Genomic DNA, 19,329 nt, shown 5'->3' with positions numbered 1-19,329 from the left:
GGGTAAAGGAGATGACCGTTGCAAAGTTTTTTTTGTAACGGTCATAACGCCGACTAAAAGCAATTAGAAATGTTTTTTTATATCCCAGTATGTGCCTTAAAGAAATTTCGGGCTATTAAGGCATATTCCAGTGGATTAGCTTTAGACGGGTCTTGTTCAGCCTCCAAAACGATCCAGCCTTCATAATTGCTTTTGGCTATAATATTAAAAAGACCTAGAAAATCTATACAACCTTCAGGATCTCCCGGAACGGTAAAGACGCCATTTTTTACCGCTTTGAGAAAACTCCATTGCTCATCCCGTACCTGCTTTAAGATCTGAGGTCGAATATCTTTCAGGTGAATATGGGCCGTTCGGTTGATATATTTTTGCAATGCCAGCACAGGGTCCTCCCCAGCAAAGTAAAAATGTCCACAATCATAATTCAGATAGACCAGTTCGGGGTCTGTGTCTGCTAAGAGCCTATCCGTTTCTTCCATGGTTTGTATACATGTCCCCATATGATGGTGAAAAGCCAGTTTTATTCCCCGATCCTTCGCCAGCTGCCCTAGGGTATTGAGGCCGCGAGTAAAATCTTTCCATTCCTGGTCAGTAGTAAGTGTCCCTTTTCCTTGGAATACAGGAACATCCATCATGCCTTGACAGCTATTTCCTGTTTCTCCACCTCCGATCACCTTGGCTCCCATGGACTCCAAGAAATCCAGTAGGGCTGTAAAATTACGTATGTTTTCTTCAATGGGCTTGCTGGTTAGTTCATAGCTATTCCATTGGTTACAAATTTGAAGTCCTCTCAGTTCAAGAGCTTTTTTGAGCACCTGAGTATTTCTAGGGAATTTGTTTCCAACCTCACAACCCGTAAATCCGGCCAGGGCCATTTCGCTAATACATTGTTCAAACGTATTCTCTCGTCCCAGTTCGGGCATATCATCGTTGGTCCAGTTGATGGGAGCTATTCCCAACTGTATATTATCAAAGTTCATAAAGTCTATCTGTTAGAGGAATATCCTTTGTTGTTTTTTATTTTTTTTAAAGGTTTCATAGGCCTTTTGGGTGCTAGCCGAGGTAGATACTTCAGCAACGGGTACTTCCCACCAGGCATGGTATCCCTTTACCGTCCGGTAGAGACTGGTTTCAATATAAATAACAGTGGTTTTGTCATTACCTTTCGCTTGGGCCAGAGCGGCATCCAGGGATGATTTATCGGTTGCTTTTATTACCGCTGCTCCCAGGCTCTGGGCATTAGTGGCTAGATCGACCGGCAGGAAATCGCCCGATAGTTGTCCCGTATTTTCATCTCTATATTGATAGCGCGTTCCAAACCGTTCACTTCCTATACTTTCGGAAAGCCCGCCGATACTGGCATAGCCGTTATTATTTAGGAGCAAAATGGTGAACTTAATACCTTCCTGAATAGCCGTGACGATTTCATGATTGTTCATCAGGTAACCTCCATCTCCACAGAGCACATAAACTTCCCGGCTGGGGTCGGCCATTTTAGCTCCCAGGCCAGCTGCAATTTCATAGCCCATACAGGAAAATCCATACTCCAAATGAAAGTTTTTGGGATCAGTGGCGCGCCATAATTTGTGCAAGTCTCCTGGAGCGCTTCCCGAAGCATTAATCATCACGTCGCGGTCGTCCATAAAGCTATTGAGGGCGCCAATTACTACGGCCTGGTCAATTGGTACAATAGTGCTATTGCCCTCTGCATACACACGGCTTACTTCCTGGTCCCAATCCTTATTGATTTTGGCAACACGCTGACGGTAGTCAGGAGCAACGCTATAGTCCTGCAACAGAGAAAAAAGCTCTTCGAGGGTGGCTTTGGCATCGGCAGTCAAAGGAAGCGCCGCATGCTTAAACGAATCTAGTTCGTTGATATTGATATTGATAAACCGAATGGATGGGTTTTTAAAAATGGATTTTGATGCAGTGGTAAAATCGCTGTATCGGGTACCAATTCCAATGATCAGGTCAGCTTCGTTCGCAATATCGATGGCATATTTGGTGCCAGTAGCCCCTAAGCCCCCGATGCTATAGGGACGATCGAAGCGAACGGAACCCTTTCCTGCAAAGGTTTCCCCAACGGGAATTCCAGTTTGAGATGCGAACTCATGCAAAATATCACAAGCATCGCTATATATTACCCCTCCACCAGCCACAATCACGGGTTGCTTCGATGAACGTATCCACTGTGCTGCTTTATCCAGTTGCTTCAGATCGGGCCGGGGGCGGGCTATATTCCATACCCGCTTTCTGAACAGTGATTCCGGAAAGTCATAGGCATGAGTTTGAATATCTTGTGGCATAGAAAGGGTGACTGCACCCATTTCTGCCTGGGAAGTGAGCACACGCATCACCTCAGGAAGTGCATAAATCAATTGTTCAGGCCGGCTGATCCGATCCCAATACTTGGATACTGGTTTAAAACAGTCATTCACCGAGATGTCCTGTGTTCCAGCACTTTCTAGTTGTTGCAAAACAGGGCTGGGCTCCCTGCTGGCGAATATATCCCCAGGTAAGAGTAACACAGGTAAGCGGTTGATCGTGGCCAGGGCTGCTCCAGTAATCATATTGGTGGCTCCCGGACCTATGGAACTGGTACATACCATAGCTCCCATGCGATTCTTTACCTTTGCATAGGCTACGGCGGTGTGCACCATGGACTGCTCATTGCGACACTGATAATAACGAAAATCGGGATTTTCTTGGAGTGCCTGCCCTATTCCCGCAACATTGCCATGTCCAAAGATGCCGAAACAACCTCCAAAATAAGGTGCTTCGAGGCCATCTCTTTCGATATATTGATTTTTTAAAAATGCGATGGTAGCCTGAGCTACGGTGAGACGTACAGACATAATAAGGTCGTTTATAATTTAAATATATTCTATGACTTTCCCCGAGCTACCTAAAAGGTCAAACTTCCGAAGCATAAAATCTTCGTACGTTTCCATTAAGGTTCTGCCAGGCGTGGTAGGGGCAAATTCTTCGGGTTTGTTTTGGAAAAATTCGCGTGTAACCATAGTCCAAAGTAATCTTGTGTCGGTAGCTATATTTATCTTGCACACTCCTAAAGGAATAGCGGCACGAATTTCCTGTTCTTGAACACCCCTGGCTTCGGTGCCCAGATTTCCGCCCGCAGCATTAATCCGTGCGATTACCTGAGCATCTACTTGTGAGCCTCCATGCAAAACGAGAGGAAAGCCAGGAAGCCTGGTTTGGATATCCTTGAGTATTTGCAATTGTAAACCTTGTTTACCCGAAAATTTATAGGCCCCATGGCTTGTTCCTACGGCCACAGCGAGGCTGTCGCAATGCGTCGCCGAAACAAAGTCGGCCACTTGCTGAGGATCGGTATAAAACGATTGGCTGGCGCCTACGGTGAGGTCGTCTTCTACCCCTGCCAGCACACCGAGTTCCGCTTCAACGCTAATACCTTTGGCGTGTGCCAGCTCCACCATTGATTTTGTGCGCTCAACATTCTGTGCGTAGGGATCGTGCGATGCATCAATCATTACCGAGGAATATCCACCTGAGGCCACAGCCCGAACGATATGATTCTCATAACCGTGATCGAGATGGACTGCGTAAACAGTTTCAGGGTAAATTCTGCTGGCTGCGTCGATCATTGCCAGCAACATTTCTGGCTGGGCATAGTCTCGGGCAAAGGGTGTCGTCTGAACGATAAATGGAGACCTGGCCTTCTGGGCAGCAGAAAATAATGCCAGAACCTCCTCCATGAAAAAGACATTTACTGCTGCCAACGCATACCGGCCATAGCATTTTTGAAATAGCTGTTGAGTGGTTAATATCATAATTAGTGCTTTGTTTTCGTGTCGGATCATCGTTGTTCTTTACCAAAAAATGGCATATAAGGCCGCAAGCGCGCCACTGAGCAGAATGGAGCCAATGGTAAAGCTCTTGCCAGGACTGAACATACTCCGGTCTATCTCCAGTCCTTTGGGATTATCTTTAGAATGTGGATCAAGCAGGGTGACCATTATAATGACCGCAGATAGGATTAGAAATATGACCCCCATACGGTCTAGAAACGGCACATCTTCCGCTAATAGTTTTCCTGCTGTTGACAGGGGGATGGTCAGCAGGGCTGCCGTCAAAGCTGCCCGGGAGGTGGTTCGTTTCCAGAACATACCAAACATGAAAATGGCAAACACACCAGGAGTAATAAAGCTACTATATTCCTGAATGAATTGGTAGGCTTGTTCGAGGACCCTTAGCTGCGGTGCTATAGCCATTCCAATGGCCATAGCGGCCCAGATGGTCCAGCGTCCAATCCGTACCAACTGCCTTTCAGAGGCGGCAGGATTGATAAATTGTTTGTAGATATCCAAAGTAAAAATGGTCGATATACTATTGGCTTTCCCAGCCAAAGAGGCTACAATGGCAGCTGTTAGGGCAGCGAAAGCCACACCTTTTAAGCCTGATGGAAGTAGATTAAGAAGGACGGGGTAGGCGTGGTCGGGTTTGACGGCCCCTTCCATATCCAGCATTTCCTGCTGAAACATACCATTCTGAAATAACACATAAGCAGCAATACCCGGAAGCACCACAATAATTGGGATAAGTAGCTTCAGTACAGCTGCAAATAAAATGCCTTTCCTGGCCGTTTTTAGACTGGCTCCCAGTGTCCTCTGGATAATATATTGATTACAACCAAAGTACGCCAGGTTATTGATCCACATGGCGCCGATAACCACACTGATGCCGGGAAGATCTTTATAATAGGGGCTTTCCTGAGGCAGTATCATATGAAAATGATCGTCGGCCTGCTCTTTAAGTACTCCCAATGCGCTAAAGATTCCAGGTTTATCAAAATGCTGAGCCACCAAATCCAAAGCCAGATAGGTGGTAGCTAAGCCCCCTAAGATAAGGACGACCACCTGTACTACATCGGTATAGCCAATGACCTTCATGCCACCAACGGTAATAAGAATGGCGAAGAGGCCGAGTCCCATTATGGCATAGGTAAAATCAAAACCCGCAGTAACTTCCAATGCAAGAGCCCCCAGATACAGGATGGAGGTAAGGTTTACAAATACATAAAGCAGCAGCCAGAATACCGCCATGATGGTGGCGACAGTCGGATTATACCTTTGTCTCAGAAACTGAGGCATGGTATAAATATTATTTTTCAAATAGACCGGTAAAATAAATACGGCAACTACGATCAATGCGGCGGCGGCCATCCATTCGTAAGAAGAAATAGCCAGGCCTATAGCAAAGCCAGAGCCGGACATACCTATGAAATGTTCTGCGGAGATATTGGACGCTATTATGGAGGCGCCTATGGCCCAGAAAGTCAGAGACCCCTCAGCCAGAAAGTAGTCTGTTGAGCTTACCTCTTTAGGAGCCTTCTTCTTATAAATATAGTAGCCATAGGCAGAGACTCCGACCAGGTAAATTATAAAAACGACATAATCTAAAAATTGTAGACCGGTATTGTTCATGCGGCTTTTGGGTTAGACGGGGTTTACGAGGAGGCCCAGGCCTCCTCGTAAATTCTGTGGGTAATTATGATAGAATAGATCAGGCCTATTCCTGGATAGCCGAAACTTTGCCTAAGATTTCTTCCATTCGAATGGTTCTTCCTTCTTTTAGCGATTTCATGGCGGCAATACCTATAGCCGTAGCCATAAGCCCGTCATGGGCATCCACTGGTGAAGGACAACCGTTAAGAATGCTCGTGATGAAGGCTTGCATGCAAGTGCGATAAGCTTGCTCATACCTTTCCAGAAAGAAATGCTGGGGAAGCGCACTCTGTATGCCTGCTTCAGTGAAAAGCTGGGTATTATGAAGGGTGTTATTCTCGGCTTTGGCCATGCCTTGGGATCCAAAAATTTCGAGCCGCTGGTCATATCCATAAACTGCCTTTCTACTATTGTCAATCACACCGATAGCGCCATTTTCGAATGTCAATACAATTATGGCAGTATCTATGTCTCCAAAATCCTTAATTTCCGGATGAATTAAAGCATCACCCTTCACAAAAACCTCCGTCACTTCACTACCTACAATATAACGCGCCATGTCGAAGTCATGAATGGACATATCTAAGAAGATTCCGCCCGAAATTTTCAGGTAGGAAAGGGGAGGTGGAGCTGGGTCGCGGCTGGTGATGCGCAAGATATGGGGCTGGCCTATTCCGTTGCTGGCCACCGTCTGCCGTATCTTCATAAAATTGGTATCGAATCTGCGGTTAAAGCCCAGCATCAGCATTACCCCATTTTTCTCAACTGCGTTTTGAGCTTGTTCTATAGCCTCCAGTGTTACGTCTAACGGCTTCTCGCAAAATACATGCTTTTTGCGTTCAGCAGCCGCAACGCTGTAAGGAACATGAAATGGCGTAGGGGAGCATACTATTACAGCCTCCACCTCAGGATGATCGATTACCTCATAGGCATCTTTTGTAACCTGCCTAACCCCAAGCTGGGTTGCAAAGGCGTGGGCCTCAGGATCCACGTCAGAAGCAATGATTACCTCTGCTTGGGGCATATGCTGGATCAGGTTACTGAGATGAATTTGCCCGATGCGACCGAGGCCAATGACACCTATTTTTAGTTTTTTATTCATTTTATTGGCTGAAAAATGTCTTGGTGGTAATGAAAACTGAAAGCATTATTAGAATTTACGGCTCCACTCTTTTAGCCATCGCTCGATCACGACTTTGGTTTGGGTAAAGAATTCAATGGCGTGTTTCCCCTGTCCATGCAGATCGCCGTAAAAGCTTTCTTTCCAACCTGAAAAGGGAAATTGAGCCACCGGAGCAGCGACTCCAATGTTTATACCAATGTTGCCAGCCTCTGCTTCATGACGAAACTTGCGGGCATTGAGTCCACTGCTGGTAAATACACAGGCCATATTGCCATATCGCCCCTGGTTGATATAGGCGATGGCTTCGTCGACGGTATTAATATGTACCAAGCTCATGACTGGTCCGAAGATTTCTGTTTCTGCCAGTTGTCCCGTTAACGGAATATCTTCGATGATGGTAGGCATTATAAAATTTCCGGTTTCATAGCCTTCCACCGACCCGTTTCTACCGTCTACCAATAGGCGACCCCCTTCCTGGAGCCCTTGTTCAATAAGACTATTGATTCGGCTTTTGCTGTCGGCCGATATGACCGGGCCCATTTGTACATCCTGATCGAGTCCAAAGCCAGTCTTTCTCGCCTTTACAGACTCTACCAGGTTTTCTGTGATATTACTGTGGTCACCCACAGTAATAATAGTAGAAGCCGCTAGGCATCGCTGACCTGCGCAACCATACACACTATCGATTACTATTTGGGTGGTCATATCAATATCGGCGTCTGGCAAGATGATAACCGGATTTTTGGCCCCACCCTGGGCCTGAACCCGTTTCCCGTGGGCTGCACCCTTAGCATATACGTGGCGTGCGACAGCGGAGGAGCCGACGAAACTGATACCTTTAATATATGGATGTTCCAGGAGTGCATCCACTACATCTCTTCCCCCTTGAACGAGATTTAACACCCCCTTAGGCAAGTCAAGCTGCTCCATTAGTCCTACGATTTTAGTCATGGTCAAAGGCACCTTTTCTGAAGGCTTGATAATATAACTATTGCCACAGGCCAAGGCATAGGGCAAAAACCAGAATGTAATCATGCCCGGGAAATTGAATGGGGCAATGCAGGCACAAACCCCCAATGGCTGTCGGATCATATATTCATCAATACCCTTGGCGATATCTTCGGAAAATTCGCCCTGTATCATGGCTGGGGTGCCACAGGCATTCTCTACGTTTTCTATGGCCCGTATCATCTCTGCTTTCGCTTCTATAAAGGTCTTCCCCGACTCCAAAACAATAGTTCGAGCTATATCATCTAGATTATCCTCGAGGATAGTCTTTAACTTGAAAAGGTATTGGACCCGCTTTGAGACCGGCGTCGCCCGCCATTCCTGAAAACCCTGTTGTGCGGCCTCGGCAGCCGCGGCGACATCGGCAGCAGTGCCTTGAGGTACTTTTGCGAGTATGTCCTGATTGGCCGGATTAACCACAGACAGGCTGTCTTTGCCCCGGCTGTCGACCCATTGCCCGTTAATATAATTTTTTAGCTTTTCCATAATTTCCTGGTAGTAGTCCTGCGGATGCAGTGATGTATTGGTTGTTAAAATGTGATTTTTATCAAAAGCCTCCGCGGCTTTCGACGAATTCTAAAACTTCTTCTTGGGTAGGCATAAAGTTGGCGCAGCCCTCGCGGGTGACAATAATAGCACCGCAGGCATTACCCATGCGTACGCTCTGGTAGAGGTCCCACCCACTTAATAGACCATAAGAAAAGCCGGCACAGAAAGCATCACCGGCTCCTAAAACATTGAGTACGTCTACAGGGAAGCCTGGGACTTTTACCTCCTCACAACCCCACTGAAAGATAGAAGCGCCTTCCTTACCACGTTTTACTACCAATGTCTCTACCCCTGAGCGCATTATTTCAGAAATTGCCTCTTCAATATCTCCCTGAATTTCTGGGGCGGAAATCTGCTGGTGCTTAATAAGCAGTTGCTCTTTATCGGTGAGAAAGGTAGCTAGTATTTCTTCTTCGGTACCCACGACGATATTGAATCGGGGCAAGGCAGCGCGTAGGGTAACTCCAAAAGCACGGGCGTCGAACCATTGGTCGGCCCGGAAATCAATGTCGAGGATACAGGTTACCTGATGTTTTCGAGCCTGTTCCAGTGCAAAAAACATGGCCGTACGGCTTGGGTCCTTGCTAAATGCCGTCCCTGAAAATGCTGCCGCCCGGAACGATGCGAAGGGGATTTTGTCCACATGGTCCAAGGTCAGATTGATATCCGAGCAATTGTCGCGATAATAAACCAGTGGGAATTTGTCCGGGGGTTCAATTCCTAATATGACTGCAGAGCTCCTGGTTCCTTCTATAGTGGGAACAAACTGGGTTTCAATGCCTTCCTGCTTTAAGAAATGCCTTATAAAATTACCGACCTGGTCATCTCCTACTCCCGTCAGAATGGCCGTACGAAGTCCTAAGCGTTGGCTTCCGGTAGCAATATTCAGGGGACAACCGCCTACGAAGGCATTAAAAGCTTCAATTTCTACAAAAGGGCTGCCTACATTAGCAGAATATAAGTCAATTGAGGAGCGCCCCAATGTGAGCAGATCGTATGAATGCATGAATTGAGAAGTATAGGGTGAATTATGGACTTTGTTTATGATAGATTACCCCCGTTATTCATCTCTACCGTGACCAAAGGGAGACGGGCATCTCTCCCTTTCCAACTATTGTAAATCCAGTTATGGTCAGGGTCGGAAGAGTTGGCTAGTGACTGATCGCTTCCGGCCAGGAAATTGAGGTAGTAAACATGATAGCCATGGCCTGCAACCACCGGATGATAGCCCTTAGGGACCAGTACTGCTTCGTTATTTCGTACCCTAACAATCTCATCTAATGTTCGGTCGTCGGTATACACTTGCTGAATTGCATAACCTTGGGGCTTGTCGATTTTATAAAAATATATCTCTTCCAGTTCAGCCTCCAGCAGATTGCCCCGATCATCAAGAGTACGCTTGTCATGTTTGTGGGCAGGAAAGGAACTCCAGTTCCCTGATGGGGTATATACCTCCACACAGACAATTTTATGACAGGCAAAACCTGGCTCCAATAGGCTATTAATTTGCCGATTGGCATTATCTCCTCCACGAAATTCTATCTGCACTTCTTCCGGTCGCTTCATACAGGGAGGGTAATTCTGGTCTGTTTTTACCTTGCAGATGGCGATATCGGTTTTGGCAGATTGGGCTGTTAAAAGGAAATCGGTATCTCGGGAAAGATACATGGCATGGCCTATCCCACTAAATACATCCTTTCTTCCATTTTTCGTTTCCCAGATTTTCCCTGAAGATTCTACCGTGAAATTCCCGCCTAAAAGCACAATACAATATTCGAATTCTCCGGTATTTAGCTTAATTTGCTCCCCGTCTTCTAATATTCGGGCCTCAAAATTAAGATGCTTCCATCCTGCTTCATCGGCGGTAAGGTTATGATAGGATGTTGATTCTAAATTTGGTTTGACTAGTAGATCCTGCATGGTTATAAGGTTTCATTTACACAAGTATAGTATGGTATAAATGAAGTACAAAATATAACTATGTTAATATTCAATGCAAACGTTTGAAAAAAACAGACAAACGTTTGCAATTATTTTTTTATTCAATCTTGTAATCGTTCTATTATATGCCAGTCAATCGGCCAGTCACCATTAAAGACATTGCCCGACGTTTTAATTGTTCACCATCAACAGTTTCGCGGGCGCTTAACGATCACCAGGCTATCAATGAAGATACCCGGAAAAATATCCAGGAATACGCGCGGGAGGTGGGTTATCAGAAGAATGAGGTTTCGCTTAGTTTGTTGAATAAGAAAACCGCTACATTGGGCGTGGTGGTCCCTTCGATCGGTCATTATTATGAGACGGCCGTAATTGAGGGACTTCACGCCGTACTGCAACCTATGGGTTATACCTTGAATATTTGCGTAACCAATGAAAACTATTTATTAGAAAAAGAGTATCTGTCAAAGTTGCTCTCCAACCGTATAGAAGGAATATTTTTGTCTGTTGCGCAAGAAACATACGATGGCGGTTATTATGAACATTTGGAACAAGTTACCCATCGACAAACGCCACTGATTTTTATAGACAGGGAATACGAAGCCTTTGAGACGAGTCGGGCGACAGTAGATGATTATCATGGCGCCTATGCGGCCGTAGAGCACCTGATCCAGATGGGCTATAGGCGTATTGCTCACCTTAAAGGCCCCAATGGGCTGACCGTTACGGAGCAGCGCTTTAAAGGATACTTAGATTGTCTGGCTAAATATGAAATTCCAATTTCGGAGGAGTATATTATCAATACCAATTTCAAGGTCGAAAGTTCCATTGTGCCAACGAAAAGATTATTGGATCTTACAGTACCACCGGATGCTATCTTCGGAGCCAATGACCAGGTCGCCATTGGGGCCATGCGTGTAGCCAAAGACCGGGGGTTAAGTATTCCGCAGGATATTGGCCTGGTGGGTTTTGACAATTCGCCTATCACCGCCTATACCTTTCCGTCCCTCACTACGGTAAGCCGCCCAGGCCGTAAAATCGGAATGGAAGCTTCCCGGTTATTTTTAAATCAACTCAATGCATCCGATGACTTTGTGCCAGAAAATATTGTCCTTCCAGCGGAACTGATAATCCGGGAATCTTCCTTAAGACTGAGGTAGGCCCTGTACGTTGTTAGTACACTCACCCACCAAAATTGTCCAGTCGGGGTAGGGGATTGGCCTGATTTTTGATGATAAGGGTTCGTTATTAAATTACTGTGAATAATTGATAAGTAGTTCACAAACATTTAATTATGTAACCTTTTTTTTGACTTAAAGAATATTAATATGAAACTCAACGCTTACAAGAAATTCGGACTTATGCTACTGATCTCTTTTGTAATCATGTATGCTGTAATGTTTTTGAATGTTGATCAGTTTTCCCATATTTACCTGAGCTATACCCGGGTCTATATGACTCTGCTCATGATAGCACCTATGGCCATTCTGATGTTGCTTATGATGCCTCAGATGTATCCCGACAGTGTCAAAAACCTCGTTATATTATCGGTCAGTATCCTGGTTTTTGTCCTGGCTTTAGCGGGATTAAGAAAGCAGGTGTTTATCTCTGATATACAGTACATGCAAGCAATGATTCCGCATCATTCTTCGGCAATTCTGACCAGTGAGCAAGCCAACTTAAAAGACCCAGAAGTACAACAGTTAGCTAAGGATATCATTAGAGCTCAGAAAAAAGAAATTGCTCAGATGAAACAGCGCATTGAGGATCTGAGTAAATAATTAATTTACTTTATAACGTGCAGGGTTAAGCCTTTATCGGGAATGGACTTTCTCCAGCATACATAAGCCCCAAGATAAGGCCTTGGTCTCTTCCCACTTATAATAAACGGCGGATTATATCATCCACCGATATGCCCTCGGCTTCGGCTTTGAAATTTCTTATAATTCTGTGGCGGAGTACCGGTAGAGCCACGGCTTTTACATCCTCTATATCAGGTGAATACTTTCCGGAAATTATGGCATGGCATTTGGCGGCTAAAATAAGTGCCTGAGATGCTCTGGGGCCTGCACCCCATTCCAAATATTGCATGGTGTTATCAGTAGCATGCTCACCACTTGGCCGGGTTTTGTGAACCAATTTTACCGCATATTCAATTACATGATCGGTTACTGGTACCCGCCTAACCAATTGCTGGTAACGTAGAATCTCATCGGCTGTGATAACCTTGGCCACCTCATGTCTGAAATCGTTGGTAGTGGACCGTACTATACTAACTTCTTCAAGGAAACTGGGGTAATCCAGCTGAATCATGAACATAAAACGGTCTAACTGGGCTTCAGGCAAAGGATAGGTACCTTCCTGCTCGATAGGATTTTGTGTGGCCAGCACGAAGAAAGGTTTTTGCAGATCATGTTTGGCTCCGGCGATGGTAACTGAATACTCCTGCATGGCCTCTAAGAGGGCCGATTGTGTCTTTGGAGGCGTACGGTTAATCTCATCGGCCAAAATGATATTGGCAAATATTGGCCCTTTAATGAATTTAAAATTTCGATTTTGATCCAAAGTTTCTGACCCAAGAATATCTGAGGGCATCAGGTCTGGGGTGAACTGTATCCGGTTGAAGTTCAGGTCAAGGGATGAGGCGATTGTTTGTATCAGTAAAGTTTTGGCTAGTCCTGGTACGCCCACCAGCAGACAGTGGCCTTGACAAAAGATGGCAGTCAATAAACTTTTTACGACCTCGTCTTGGCCGACTATGACCTGGCTGATTTCATTTCTAATTTTTTCATATGCAACTTTCATTGCCTCTGCCGCTGCTACATCCGAAGCTGAATTCACCATTATGCTACTTATTTTTATGTGCAAAAACTAAATTAAAGCAAGATACAGGAAAGCCCAATAAAAAGGAGCCATTAATAGTGAATATTAAATGGCTCCTGCAAAAAATTCGATATCTTCTATAGATTATCTCGATCCGTATCCAGACCAAGAATTTTACAATTTTTGTATTCTGGCTCAACGCTGATATAAACATCTCCCTGCGCTTTAATGAACCATTCTTCTAAGGCATTATTTCGTTTATTACTCAGTACAATCTGAGCCATCTTCTCATAGTCATCCTTTAGATTGGCTGTATGAGGCTCCGATTTGCTTTTATACCAGAGGATACGCATACCGCTAGAACCATCGTCGGTTCGGTATGCCAAAGGTGGGCTAATTTCTCCTACCTTCATAGAATCAATGGCAAAGTAAAGGCTAGGGTCCATGGAAGCATCAAGAGTAAGACGGCCAAGTCCGGTATTTCTATCCTGAATAAGGCCTCCAGTCTCTGAAGTCATTTTATCTTCAGAAAAGTCCAGAGCTGCCTTGGCAAATTTCAGACTATCTATTTGTATCAGGTTCCGCAGGCTATCCAAGGTTTGAATGGCGCTTGTCATGTCCGTTCCTTTATTATAATCGGGGCGTAAGAGGATATGTCGGGAACGGTATTCCGCACCCCGGGTTTCAATCAGTTTTATCAGGTGAAATCCGAATTGAGATTCAATGATATCAGACATCTCACCCGGTTTCAGAGCCAATGCAGCACCTTCGTACTCAGGTACCATGGCTCCGCGCTTGGCAAAGCCCAAGTCACCACCCAGCTTAGCTGACCCGAGGTCTTCCGAATAAATTTGGGCTAACATGGCAAAGTCTTCACCTTTTTCAGCCCGAGCCTTTAATTCCAGCAATTGGTTACGCAGTTTATCTTTTTGCTCTTTGGTTACCGTACCCAAGCGAACGATCTGGCCTATCTCTACCTCGGCAGGAATATAAGGTAGGCTGTCTTTAGGGATCGAATTGAAAAAGCGGCGAACCTCACTAGGCGTAATTTTTACATTCCCGGAAATAGTCTGCTGCATTTTCTCAACCACCTTCTGCTCTTTCACTTGCTGGCGGAGCTCTGTTTTAAGGTTCTCAATGCTCTTACCATAGGCTTCTACTATATTTTTTTCAGAGCCAAAACGCTGAATCATATATCCCATTTTTGCATCAAGCTCTCCGCTTACCTCACCGTCTTCTACAATTACGGAGTCAATTTCTGCCTTGGCGAGTAGCAGCTTGTTGATTATTAGCGACTCCAATAACTGGCATTTTTCAGGAGCCTTCTGCCCTTGTGAGATATAAGACATATACATGTCCTCTACGTCCGAGTTAAGGATATAGTGGTTATCAACCCTGGCAATAATTTTGTCGATGCTCACTCCCTGTTGCCCTTGCGCGAAAGTAAGTTGGCTTGTACCCACAATCACAAGCAAAAGGATGTGAAAAAGTCTTCTATTCATGAAATTCATTTTTGTTCTGGTTCCCTGTATATTCTATACGTAAGATCTGATTGCTCTGTTGCCTTATTCTTATTAGAAAATGCTAAATTACACTTTATGGTGCTATTTTTTGTAATTCTTCTTCATTGACTTTTACTGGATACCTGCTTTTTAGGTTGGACATCCAGTTTTTCTCCAGTTCTTTTTGGAAATCATTGATCACACTGCCTCTTGCCTCCATGAATTTTTTGGGCCTGGGCATTTCTATTCGATCAATTTCAACATATTTTTTTCCTTCTGGGGTACTGATGCTCTGAATTCCTTTTTTCCACTCTACACCCTGTAAAAGGGCATTCGTCTTCGTAAAATAACCTTCTTCTATTTGTACGCCAATGTCCTGGTCTTCATTTAATACCATTTCAATGTCTTTAGAGGAGTTGCTAAACAGCTGGAAACTCACTCTTCTGTTTCTTTCTTCTGAAGCACTAGGTCGGTAGGACCCATAATCTTTTTCAATTATTCTGATAATGGGTATCTGGTTTTTTGTTAAATAGTTCACCACATTGCGAATACGACTACTCGAGGTTGGTTCTGGCTCGGTCGCCGTACGGTAACCCGCCACTTCTACCAGATAATTTGGATTCGATTTGAGGAGTACTAATAGTTCCTTTAACGCCACCTCGTGGTCAGCATCCAATTGTGCACTGCTGGCAGTGAAAAGAAGTTCGGGGGTTTTCCTTGAAAGAACATATGGTTTCTGTTCCAGAATATCCTGCACCTGCTTCAGCGTATTCTGATCGGGTGCAATAATTATTTTTCCAAAGGCTCTTTCCGGAAATTTATATTTATCCTGATGTTGGTTGTACCAGGCTACCTGTCCCAGAGAGTCTGACAGGGAACGTTGCCAAACCTGCTCCTCCATAATCTGAGAAAGCAAGATTCCCTCTTTGACCCGGTCCATTTCCATTTTAAAATTATTGTCAATTTCTTCCAGATGGGCAATTTCGTATTCGGATAATTTTTCTGTTAAATAGCTTTCATACAAATGACGAAATACTACCGCAGGAGAGCTCCCCACCTCAGAGGGGAATTGTTTTCTCTTGACATATCCGAAAAAACCCTGAGCGGGATAGGGTGTTTGAGCAATGCTAAATAAGGCTGTATTATTCCAATTATTACTTACGGCTCTATTTTCGCTCCAGTTCGCTGTAAGTAAGCTACTATCCGCGAGGGATAAGGCTTGTTTCCAATTATCCGCATATTCTACTGGCTTGTATTGCTGTCTCAAACGTTGTGCTCTCGCTTGTTCGAAGACTTGCCCCCGGGTATCCGTAACCACGCGCTGGCGCAATGAAGCCAGAAGGTTTTCATAGGATTCCAATGGTTTTTTGGATTCTAATCTTAAAATATGCCAGCCATAAATTGACTTGACAGGTTGGGAGTAGCTCCCGGTCTTAGTCAATGCATAGGCAGCATCCTCTATTTCCGGAACCATCTGCCCCACACCAAACATGGGAAGTATACCATTGTTAGCGATGGAATTTTTGTCATCAGTATATTCCCTTAGGACATTATCCCACGCACTTCCTTCTGATAACTTACGGTAGGCCTCAAAAATCTGCGCCTTAACAATTTCTTTTTTCGTTTCCGAATCCAGAGAATCGCTTTTAATCATGATATGGGCGACTTGAACAAGACCTCGGTTGGGTCTTCGATCGTTCACTTTCAGTATATGATAGCCACTACGGCTACGGACGGGCGATGAAATCTTACCTATGGGGGTAGTATAAGCGGCAGTTTCTAAAGGATAAATCATTTGGAATGCTGTAAAATACCCCAGATTGCCACGGTTCTGGGGAGCAGTAGGGTCCTTGGAGAATCGAACAGCCATCTTTTCAAAATCTTCTCCTTCTTCAAGCCTGCCTTTCATAGCCAGAGCGGCCCGATAAGCCTGTAAAGTATCGGCAGGTGAGGCATGCCAGGAAACGGGAATGAGAATGTGTGAGGCCTTTACCTCTAATTTCATCCGTTCGTAAGCTTCCTTTGCAAGTTGATCGACTAAACTCCTATCTTTTACATGGCTTTTGGCCAATTGAATCCGGTAAGAGGCCACTTGTTCCTGATAATCGGTGGTGGTGTCCTTACCTGAAGCCTGGGCCTGTTTAACTTTGAGTCGTCTCTCCGTATATATGGGGACATACTCATCCGGAGTTAAATTTAAAAGACTATCTTCACTTTTCTTGTAATTCTGATATGCCGTGTTGAATTCCTCTGCTGTCACTTCTTCTTCTCCAATTTGTAAAACTGGCACTTTTTGGGTAATCGCTTGGGGAACTGAAACCGGCTTTTTGCAGGAATACAAGGCAATGAGTGAAACAGATATATATAAACTGGTTTTTCCTAACATGTTCGAAAAATATAAAAACTGTATTTTTTTTAGTACAGTATATTATGACAAAGTTAATCCCTTTAGGGCTACTATAAAAATATCACTAGAGTCTTCAAGTGCTCAACCCTAGAGCATAACGGGAAATCCTTCCAATGAAACGATGGTAATAATAACAGTAATTCATCTTTTTAATTTCATCCAATAAATAGTTTTATGGCAAAAAAGATATAATTCATTCAAATTAAGACGCTTAGGTATGATATTTATCCAGATATAAGACATACTTAACGATAGAAAATATGAAAAACGGAGAAAATGTTCAATTCGAGATGATTTCAAAGATCAGATTACTCTGGAATCAGCAGTGCCTGAGAGAAACGCTGTATTTGAATGCATTGAAAATGGACCGGATTTGCCATTTACGAAAGAGCCTTACTCAGGGTCATTTTAGTTCACTCCTTTTCCAGAGAGAACTGAAATCCGTTTATGATTACTTAAAATGCTTGCTTACTGACGACGGATTGGCTATACCAAGTTATAGTACGGAACAGCACAACGGTATATTTCACCTCAGAGAGATGGAGGGAAGGCAAATGGAGGTGGCGGGATTCTTTAAGAAAACGGAAGCGACATTGTTGAATTCCTACCAAACTGTTTCCCAATATCTGGAATGGGATCAGTCAATACTGGACATGCTGGATGACCACCAGGTAAGTATCAAAGGTTTTTATGAATCTATGGCCCATAGAGAATCGCAGTTAGGAAAACTGGGTTTCGCCATCAGCTAAATTTTTGGTGCACAAGAAGGTTTATACCTGATATAATTCTAAAGGTAGTCCATCTGGATCAGCAAAGAATGTGAACTTTTTACCTGTCAGGGTATCTATGCGTACGGGTTCAGTGGACACACCTTTAATTTCTAAGAATTCTACAGCAGCTTCTAAATCAGTAACTGAAAAGGCCAGGTGGCGGAGTCCGGCAGCTTCGGGTTGGGACACCCGCTTGGGAGGTTCCGGGAAGGAGAAGAGTTCAATACAATACTGCCCCGATAGCGCCAAGTCTAATTTATAAGATTGTCTTTCTTCTCTATAAACCTCCTGTATAATTTCGAAGCCTAGAATTTCGGTATAAAAGGCTTTACTTATGGGGTAATCGGAGCAGATGATAGCAATATGATGAATGTTGTGTAACAGTTGCATATTATGTGGGGTTGTATTTTAAAGTATCAAATATACACCCTTCATTGCTGATTGATGAAATAAGTGTAAAATTGTGCAAAAAGGACTAGACTTTTATAAAGATTCGTTTGTTGAACATCCAGTTCAAAATCCAATATTCAAGTAATAGAATTACCGACCCGCTGATTAGGGTGCGGTAGGGCAGACCCAGTATGGTGTCATATTGATTACCCACATGAATTCGGAAGGATGAATCGATCAAATCATTGAGGGTATGTGCGATCACATAGGCCGCAATGGAGTTAGTGCCTACTACTATCAAGGGATGGGACCAACGGTTGTAGGATTTGTAATCGATGAAATAATAGAAAAAGGATAGTAAAATCATTGCCCAGGCTCCACTATAAAGGGTCCAGGAAGGGGTCCAGATACGTTTTACGATGGGATTAATCCCGGTGAAATCCAGAATTATGGCGATCAAGAAAAGTGCACCCGCTGTGGCCAATATCTTTTTTAGAAAATTCGTCGGCTCCAGACTACTTCTAAGCCATTGACCAGTTAGCAAGCCTAAAATCATAGTTCCTAAAGTAGGAATAAAACTTAAGGTACTATATCCGCCCCCATTATATAAGAAGGGTGACTCCCGCGGAAATAAATTCATAAACCAGGTATCAAAAGCCCAGGCAACATTATAATTTTTATTCCAGTGAGCCGCAAACCCTTTAAGGTGGTGAGGCCAGTCATTAGGCACCCCCGTTAAATTAGGATCCATAGGTATATTGGCGATGGGGTAGAGTGCAAATGCCAGCCAGTAACCTACTAAAATTATACTTAATGTAATCCATCGGAATCTTTGGCTACAGAAACCAAGGGCAAAAAGGAATGGATATCCTAATCCAATTTGAGTAAGGGTATCTTCAAATGTAAAGTTTGTTTGACTGGCGTGCATGGAGCGAAGGAAGATACCCAGCAATATTAAAATTAACGATCTACGTAGGGTATGGGCCCATAATTGCGCCTTACTTTGATTCTTCAGACTTCTGCTGGCCATGGAGTAGGGCAGGGCAACACCTACCAGAAAAGAGAAGGAAGGTTGTATAAGGTCATGGAGAGAACAGCCTACCCAAGGTACATGACTTTGATGCCAAGCTAAAAAAGACCAAAACTCAGATTCAGGAAGGGATTTAGAAACAGCACTTAGGTTCAGGACCTCGGCCATCATGAGAAACATAACAAAACCGCGGAAGGCATCTACAGAGGCTACACGTTGAGGAGCTGGATTTAGGGTTTTACTAGTCAAGTATTCAGGTCGTTTAAGCTTTGCCGATGTGGTCGGTGGAGGGAGAGC

16 protein-coding genes are annotated in these 19,329 nt (G+C 44.2%); 3 read left to right on the top strand and 13 right to left on the bottom strand.

The window, feature by feature from the left end:
* Positions 1-77 precede the first annotated feature (77 nt).
* From iolE to iolB, 8 genes are all read right to left on the bottom strand, one after another.
* Positions 78-980, bottom strand: a complete 903-nt coding sequence (gene iolE / locus X939_RS0104825) for a myo-inosose-2 dehydratase (protein WP_025762137.1) — start codon at positions 978-980, stop codon at positions 78-80.
* Between the two features lie 12 nt (positions 981-992).
* Positions 993-2,858: a 3D-(3,5/4)-trihydroxycyclohexane-1,2-dione acylhydrolase (decyclizing) gene (iolD, locus tag X939_RS0104820; RefSeq protein WP_044198494.1), complete on the bottom strand. Its 1,866-nt coding sequence runs from the start codon at positions 2,856-2,858 to the stop codon at positions 993-995.
* An 18-nt stretch (positions 2,859-2,876) separates the two neighbouring features.
* Positions 2,877-3,815, bottom strand: a complete 939-nt coding sequence (locus tag X939_RS0104815; protein ID WP_025762135.1) for a class II fructose-bisphosphate aldolase — start codon at positions 3,813-3,815, stop codon at positions 2,877-2,879.
* 39 nt (positions 3,816-3,854) lie between these two features.
* Complete coding sequence (locus X939_RS0104810) at positions 3,855-5,468, bottom strand: sodium/sugar symporter (protein ID WP_025762134.1); 1,614 nt, start codon at positions 5,466-5,468, stop codon at positions 3,855-3,857.
* Positions 5,469-5,553: 85 nt separating this feature from the next.
* Positions 5,554-6,591, bottom strand: coding sequence for an inositol 2-dehydrogenase (gene iolG / locus X939_RS0104805; RefSeq protein WP_025762133.1), 1,038 nt, complete (start codon positions 6,589-6,591; stop codon positions 5,554-5,556).
* A 48-nt stretch (positions 6,592-6,639) separates the two neighbouring features.
* On the bottom strand, positions 6,640-8,106 hold the full coding sequence (locus X939_RS0104800; RefSeq protein ID WP_025762132.1) for a CoA-acylating methylmalonate-semialdehyde dehydrogenase: 1,467 nt from the start codon (positions 8,104-8,106) through the stop codon (positions 6,640-6,642).
* 61 nt (positions 8,107-8,167) lie between these two features.
* The gene (gene iolC / locus X939_RS0104795; protein ID WP_025762131.1) at positions 8,168-9,175 is read right to left on the bottom strand and encodes a 5-dehydro-2-deoxygluconokinase; all 1,008 of its coding nucleotides are present in this window, start codon (positions 9,173-9,175) and stop codon (positions 8,168-8,170) included.
* Between the two features lie 35 nt (positions 9,176-9,210).
* Positions 9,211-10,089 carry a 5-deoxy-glucuronate isomerase gene (gene iolB, locus X939_RS0104790; protein ID WP_025762130.1) on the bottom strand — a complete coding sequence of 293 codons (879 nt, stop codon included), beginning with the start codon at positions 10,087-10,089 and terminating at the stop codon, positions 9,211-9,213.
* A 146-nt stretch (positions 10,090-10,235) separates the two neighbouring features.
* Between iolB and X939_RS0104785 the strand changes: the two genes are divergently transcribed.
* Together X939_RS0104785 and X939_RS0104780 are read left to right on the top strand one after the other, a co-directional pair.
* Positions 10,236-11,270 carry a LacI family DNA-binding transcriptional regulator gene (locus X939_RS0104785; protein WP_025762129.1) on the top strand — a complete coding sequence of 345 codons (1,035 nt, stop codon included), beginning with the start codon at positions 10,236-10,238 and terminating at the stop codon, positions 11,268-11,270.
* Positions 11,271-11,438: 168 nt separating this feature from the next.
* Positions 11,439-11,891 (top strand): DUF305 domain-containing protein, encoded by a 453-nt coding sequence (locus tag X939_RS0104780; protein ID WP_025762128.1) that lies wholly within the window; start codon positions 11,439-11,441, stop codon positions 11,889-11,891.
* A gap of 97 nt (positions 11,892-11,988) precedes the next feature.
* Here the strand turns inward: X939_RS0104780 and X939_RS0104775 are convergent, their stop codons facing one another.
* From X939_RS0104775 to X939_RS0104765, 3 genes are all read right to left on the bottom strand, one after another.
* Entirely contained in the window at positions 11,989-12,951 is a 963-nt protein-coding gene (locus tag X939_RS0104775) for an AAA family ATPase (protein ID WP_131694700.1), read from the bottom strand.
* 119 nt (positions 12,952-13,070) lie between these two features.
* A complete protein-coding gene (locus X939_RS0104770) occupies positions 13,071-14,435 on the bottom strand; it encodes a peptidylprolyl isomerase (RefSeq protein WP_025762126.1) in 1,365 nt (454 codons plus the stop codon).
* Positions 14,436-14,529: 94 nt separating this feature from the next.
* Entirely contained in the window at positions 14,530-16,821 is a 2,292-nt protein-coding gene (locus tag X939_RS0104765; RefSeq protein ID WP_025762125.1) for a peptidylprolyl isomerase, read from the bottom strand.
* A gap of 281 nt (positions 16,822-17,102) precedes the next feature.
* On the opposite strand from X939_RS0104765, the gene X939_RS0104760 reads away from it, so the two are divergent.
* Positions 17,103-17,591, top strand: coding sequence for a hypothetical protein (locus X939_RS0104760; protein WP_025762124.1), 489 nt, complete (start codon positions 17,103-17,105; stop codon positions 17,589-17,591).
* 21 nt (positions 17,592-17,612) lie between these two features.
* Here the strand turns inward: X939_RS0104760 and gloA2 are convergent, their stop codons facing one another.
* A complete protein-coding gene (gene gloA2 / locus X939_RS0104755) occupies positions 17,613-18,002 on the bottom strand; it encodes an SMU1112c/YaeR family gloxylase I-like metalloprotein (protein WP_198034363.1) in 390 nt (129 codons plus the stop codon).
* Between the two features lie 85 nt (positions 18,003-18,087).
* Positions 18,088-19,281, bottom strand: coding sequence for an acyltransferase family protein (locus tag X939_RS0104750; protein ID WP_262485428.1), 1,194 nt, complete (start codon positions 19,279-19,281; stop codon positions 18,088-18,090).
* Positions 19,282-19,329: the final 48 nt, after the last annotated feature.

The organism is Dyadobacter tibetensis Y620-1 (assembly GCF_000566685.1).
GTDB classification, from domain to species: Bacteria; Bacteroidota; Bacteroidia; order Cytophagales; family Spirosomataceae; genus Dyadobacter; species Dyadobacter tibetensis.
Note: the sequence above shows the minus strand (reverse complement) of the source record. Positions and strands in the feature narration are given on the sequence as shown.

What these genes read in the sequence shown, in the direction of transcription:
- gloA2 (WP_198034363.1), bottom strand. Translation starts at nt 18,002, where the DNA reads ATGCAACTGTTACACAACATTCATCATATTGCTATCATCTGCTCCGAT.
- X939_RS0104800 (WP_025762132.1), bottom strand. Translation starts at nt 8,106, where the DNA reads ATGGAAAAGCTAAAAAATTATATTAACGGGCAATGGGTCGACAGCCGG.
- X939_RS0104785 (WP_025762129.1), top strand. Translation starts at nt 10,236, where the DNA reads ATGCCAGTCAATCGGCCAGTCACCATTAAAGACATTGCCCGACGTTTT.
- X939_RS0104760 (WP_025762124.1), top strand. Translation starts at nt 17,103, where the DNA reads ATGAAAAACGGAGAAAATGTTCAATTCGAGATGATTTCAAAGATCAGA.
- X939_RS0104780 (WP_025762128.1), top strand. Translation starts at nt 11,439, where the DNA reads ATGAAACTCAACGCTTACAAGAAATTCGGACTTATGCTACTGATCTCT.
- X939_RS0104765 (WP_025762125.1), bottom strand. Translation starts at nt 16,821, where the DNA reads ATGTTAGGAAAAACCAGTTTATATATATCTGTTTCACTCATTGCCTTG.
- X939_RS0104815 (WP_025762135.1), bottom strand. Translation starts at nt 3,815, where the DNA reads ATGATATTAACCACTCAACAGCTATTTCAAAAATGCTATGGCCGGTAT.
- X939_RS0104770 (WP_025762126.1), bottom strand. Translation starts at nt 14,435, where the DNA reads ATGAATAGAAGACTTTTTCACATCCTTTTGCTTGTGATTGTGGGTACA.
- iolB (WP_025762130.1), bottom strand. Translation starts at nt 10,089, where the DNA reads ATGCAGGATCTACTAGTCAAACCAAATTTAGAATCAACATCCTATCAT.
- iolC (WP_025762131.1), bottom strand. Translation starts at nt 9,175, where the DNA reads ATGCATTCATACGATCTGCTCACATTGGGGCGCTCCTCAATTGACTTA.
- iolG (WP_025762133.1), bottom strand. Translation starts at nt 6,591, where the DNA reads ATGAATAAAAAACTAAAAATAGGTGTCATTGGCCTCGGTCGCATCGGG.
- iolE (WP_025762137.1), bottom strand. Translation starts at nt 980, where the DNA reads ATGAACTTTGATAATATACAGTTGGGAATAGCTCCCATCAACTGGACC.
- iolD (WP_044198494.1), bottom strand. Translation starts at nt 2,858, where the DNA reads ATGTCTGTACGTCTCACCGTAGCTCAGGCTACCATCGCATTTTTAAAA.
- X939_RS0104810 (WP_025762134.1), bottom strand. Translation starts at nt 5,468, where the DNA reads ATGAACAATACCGGTCTACAATTTTTAGATTATGTCGTTTTTATAATT.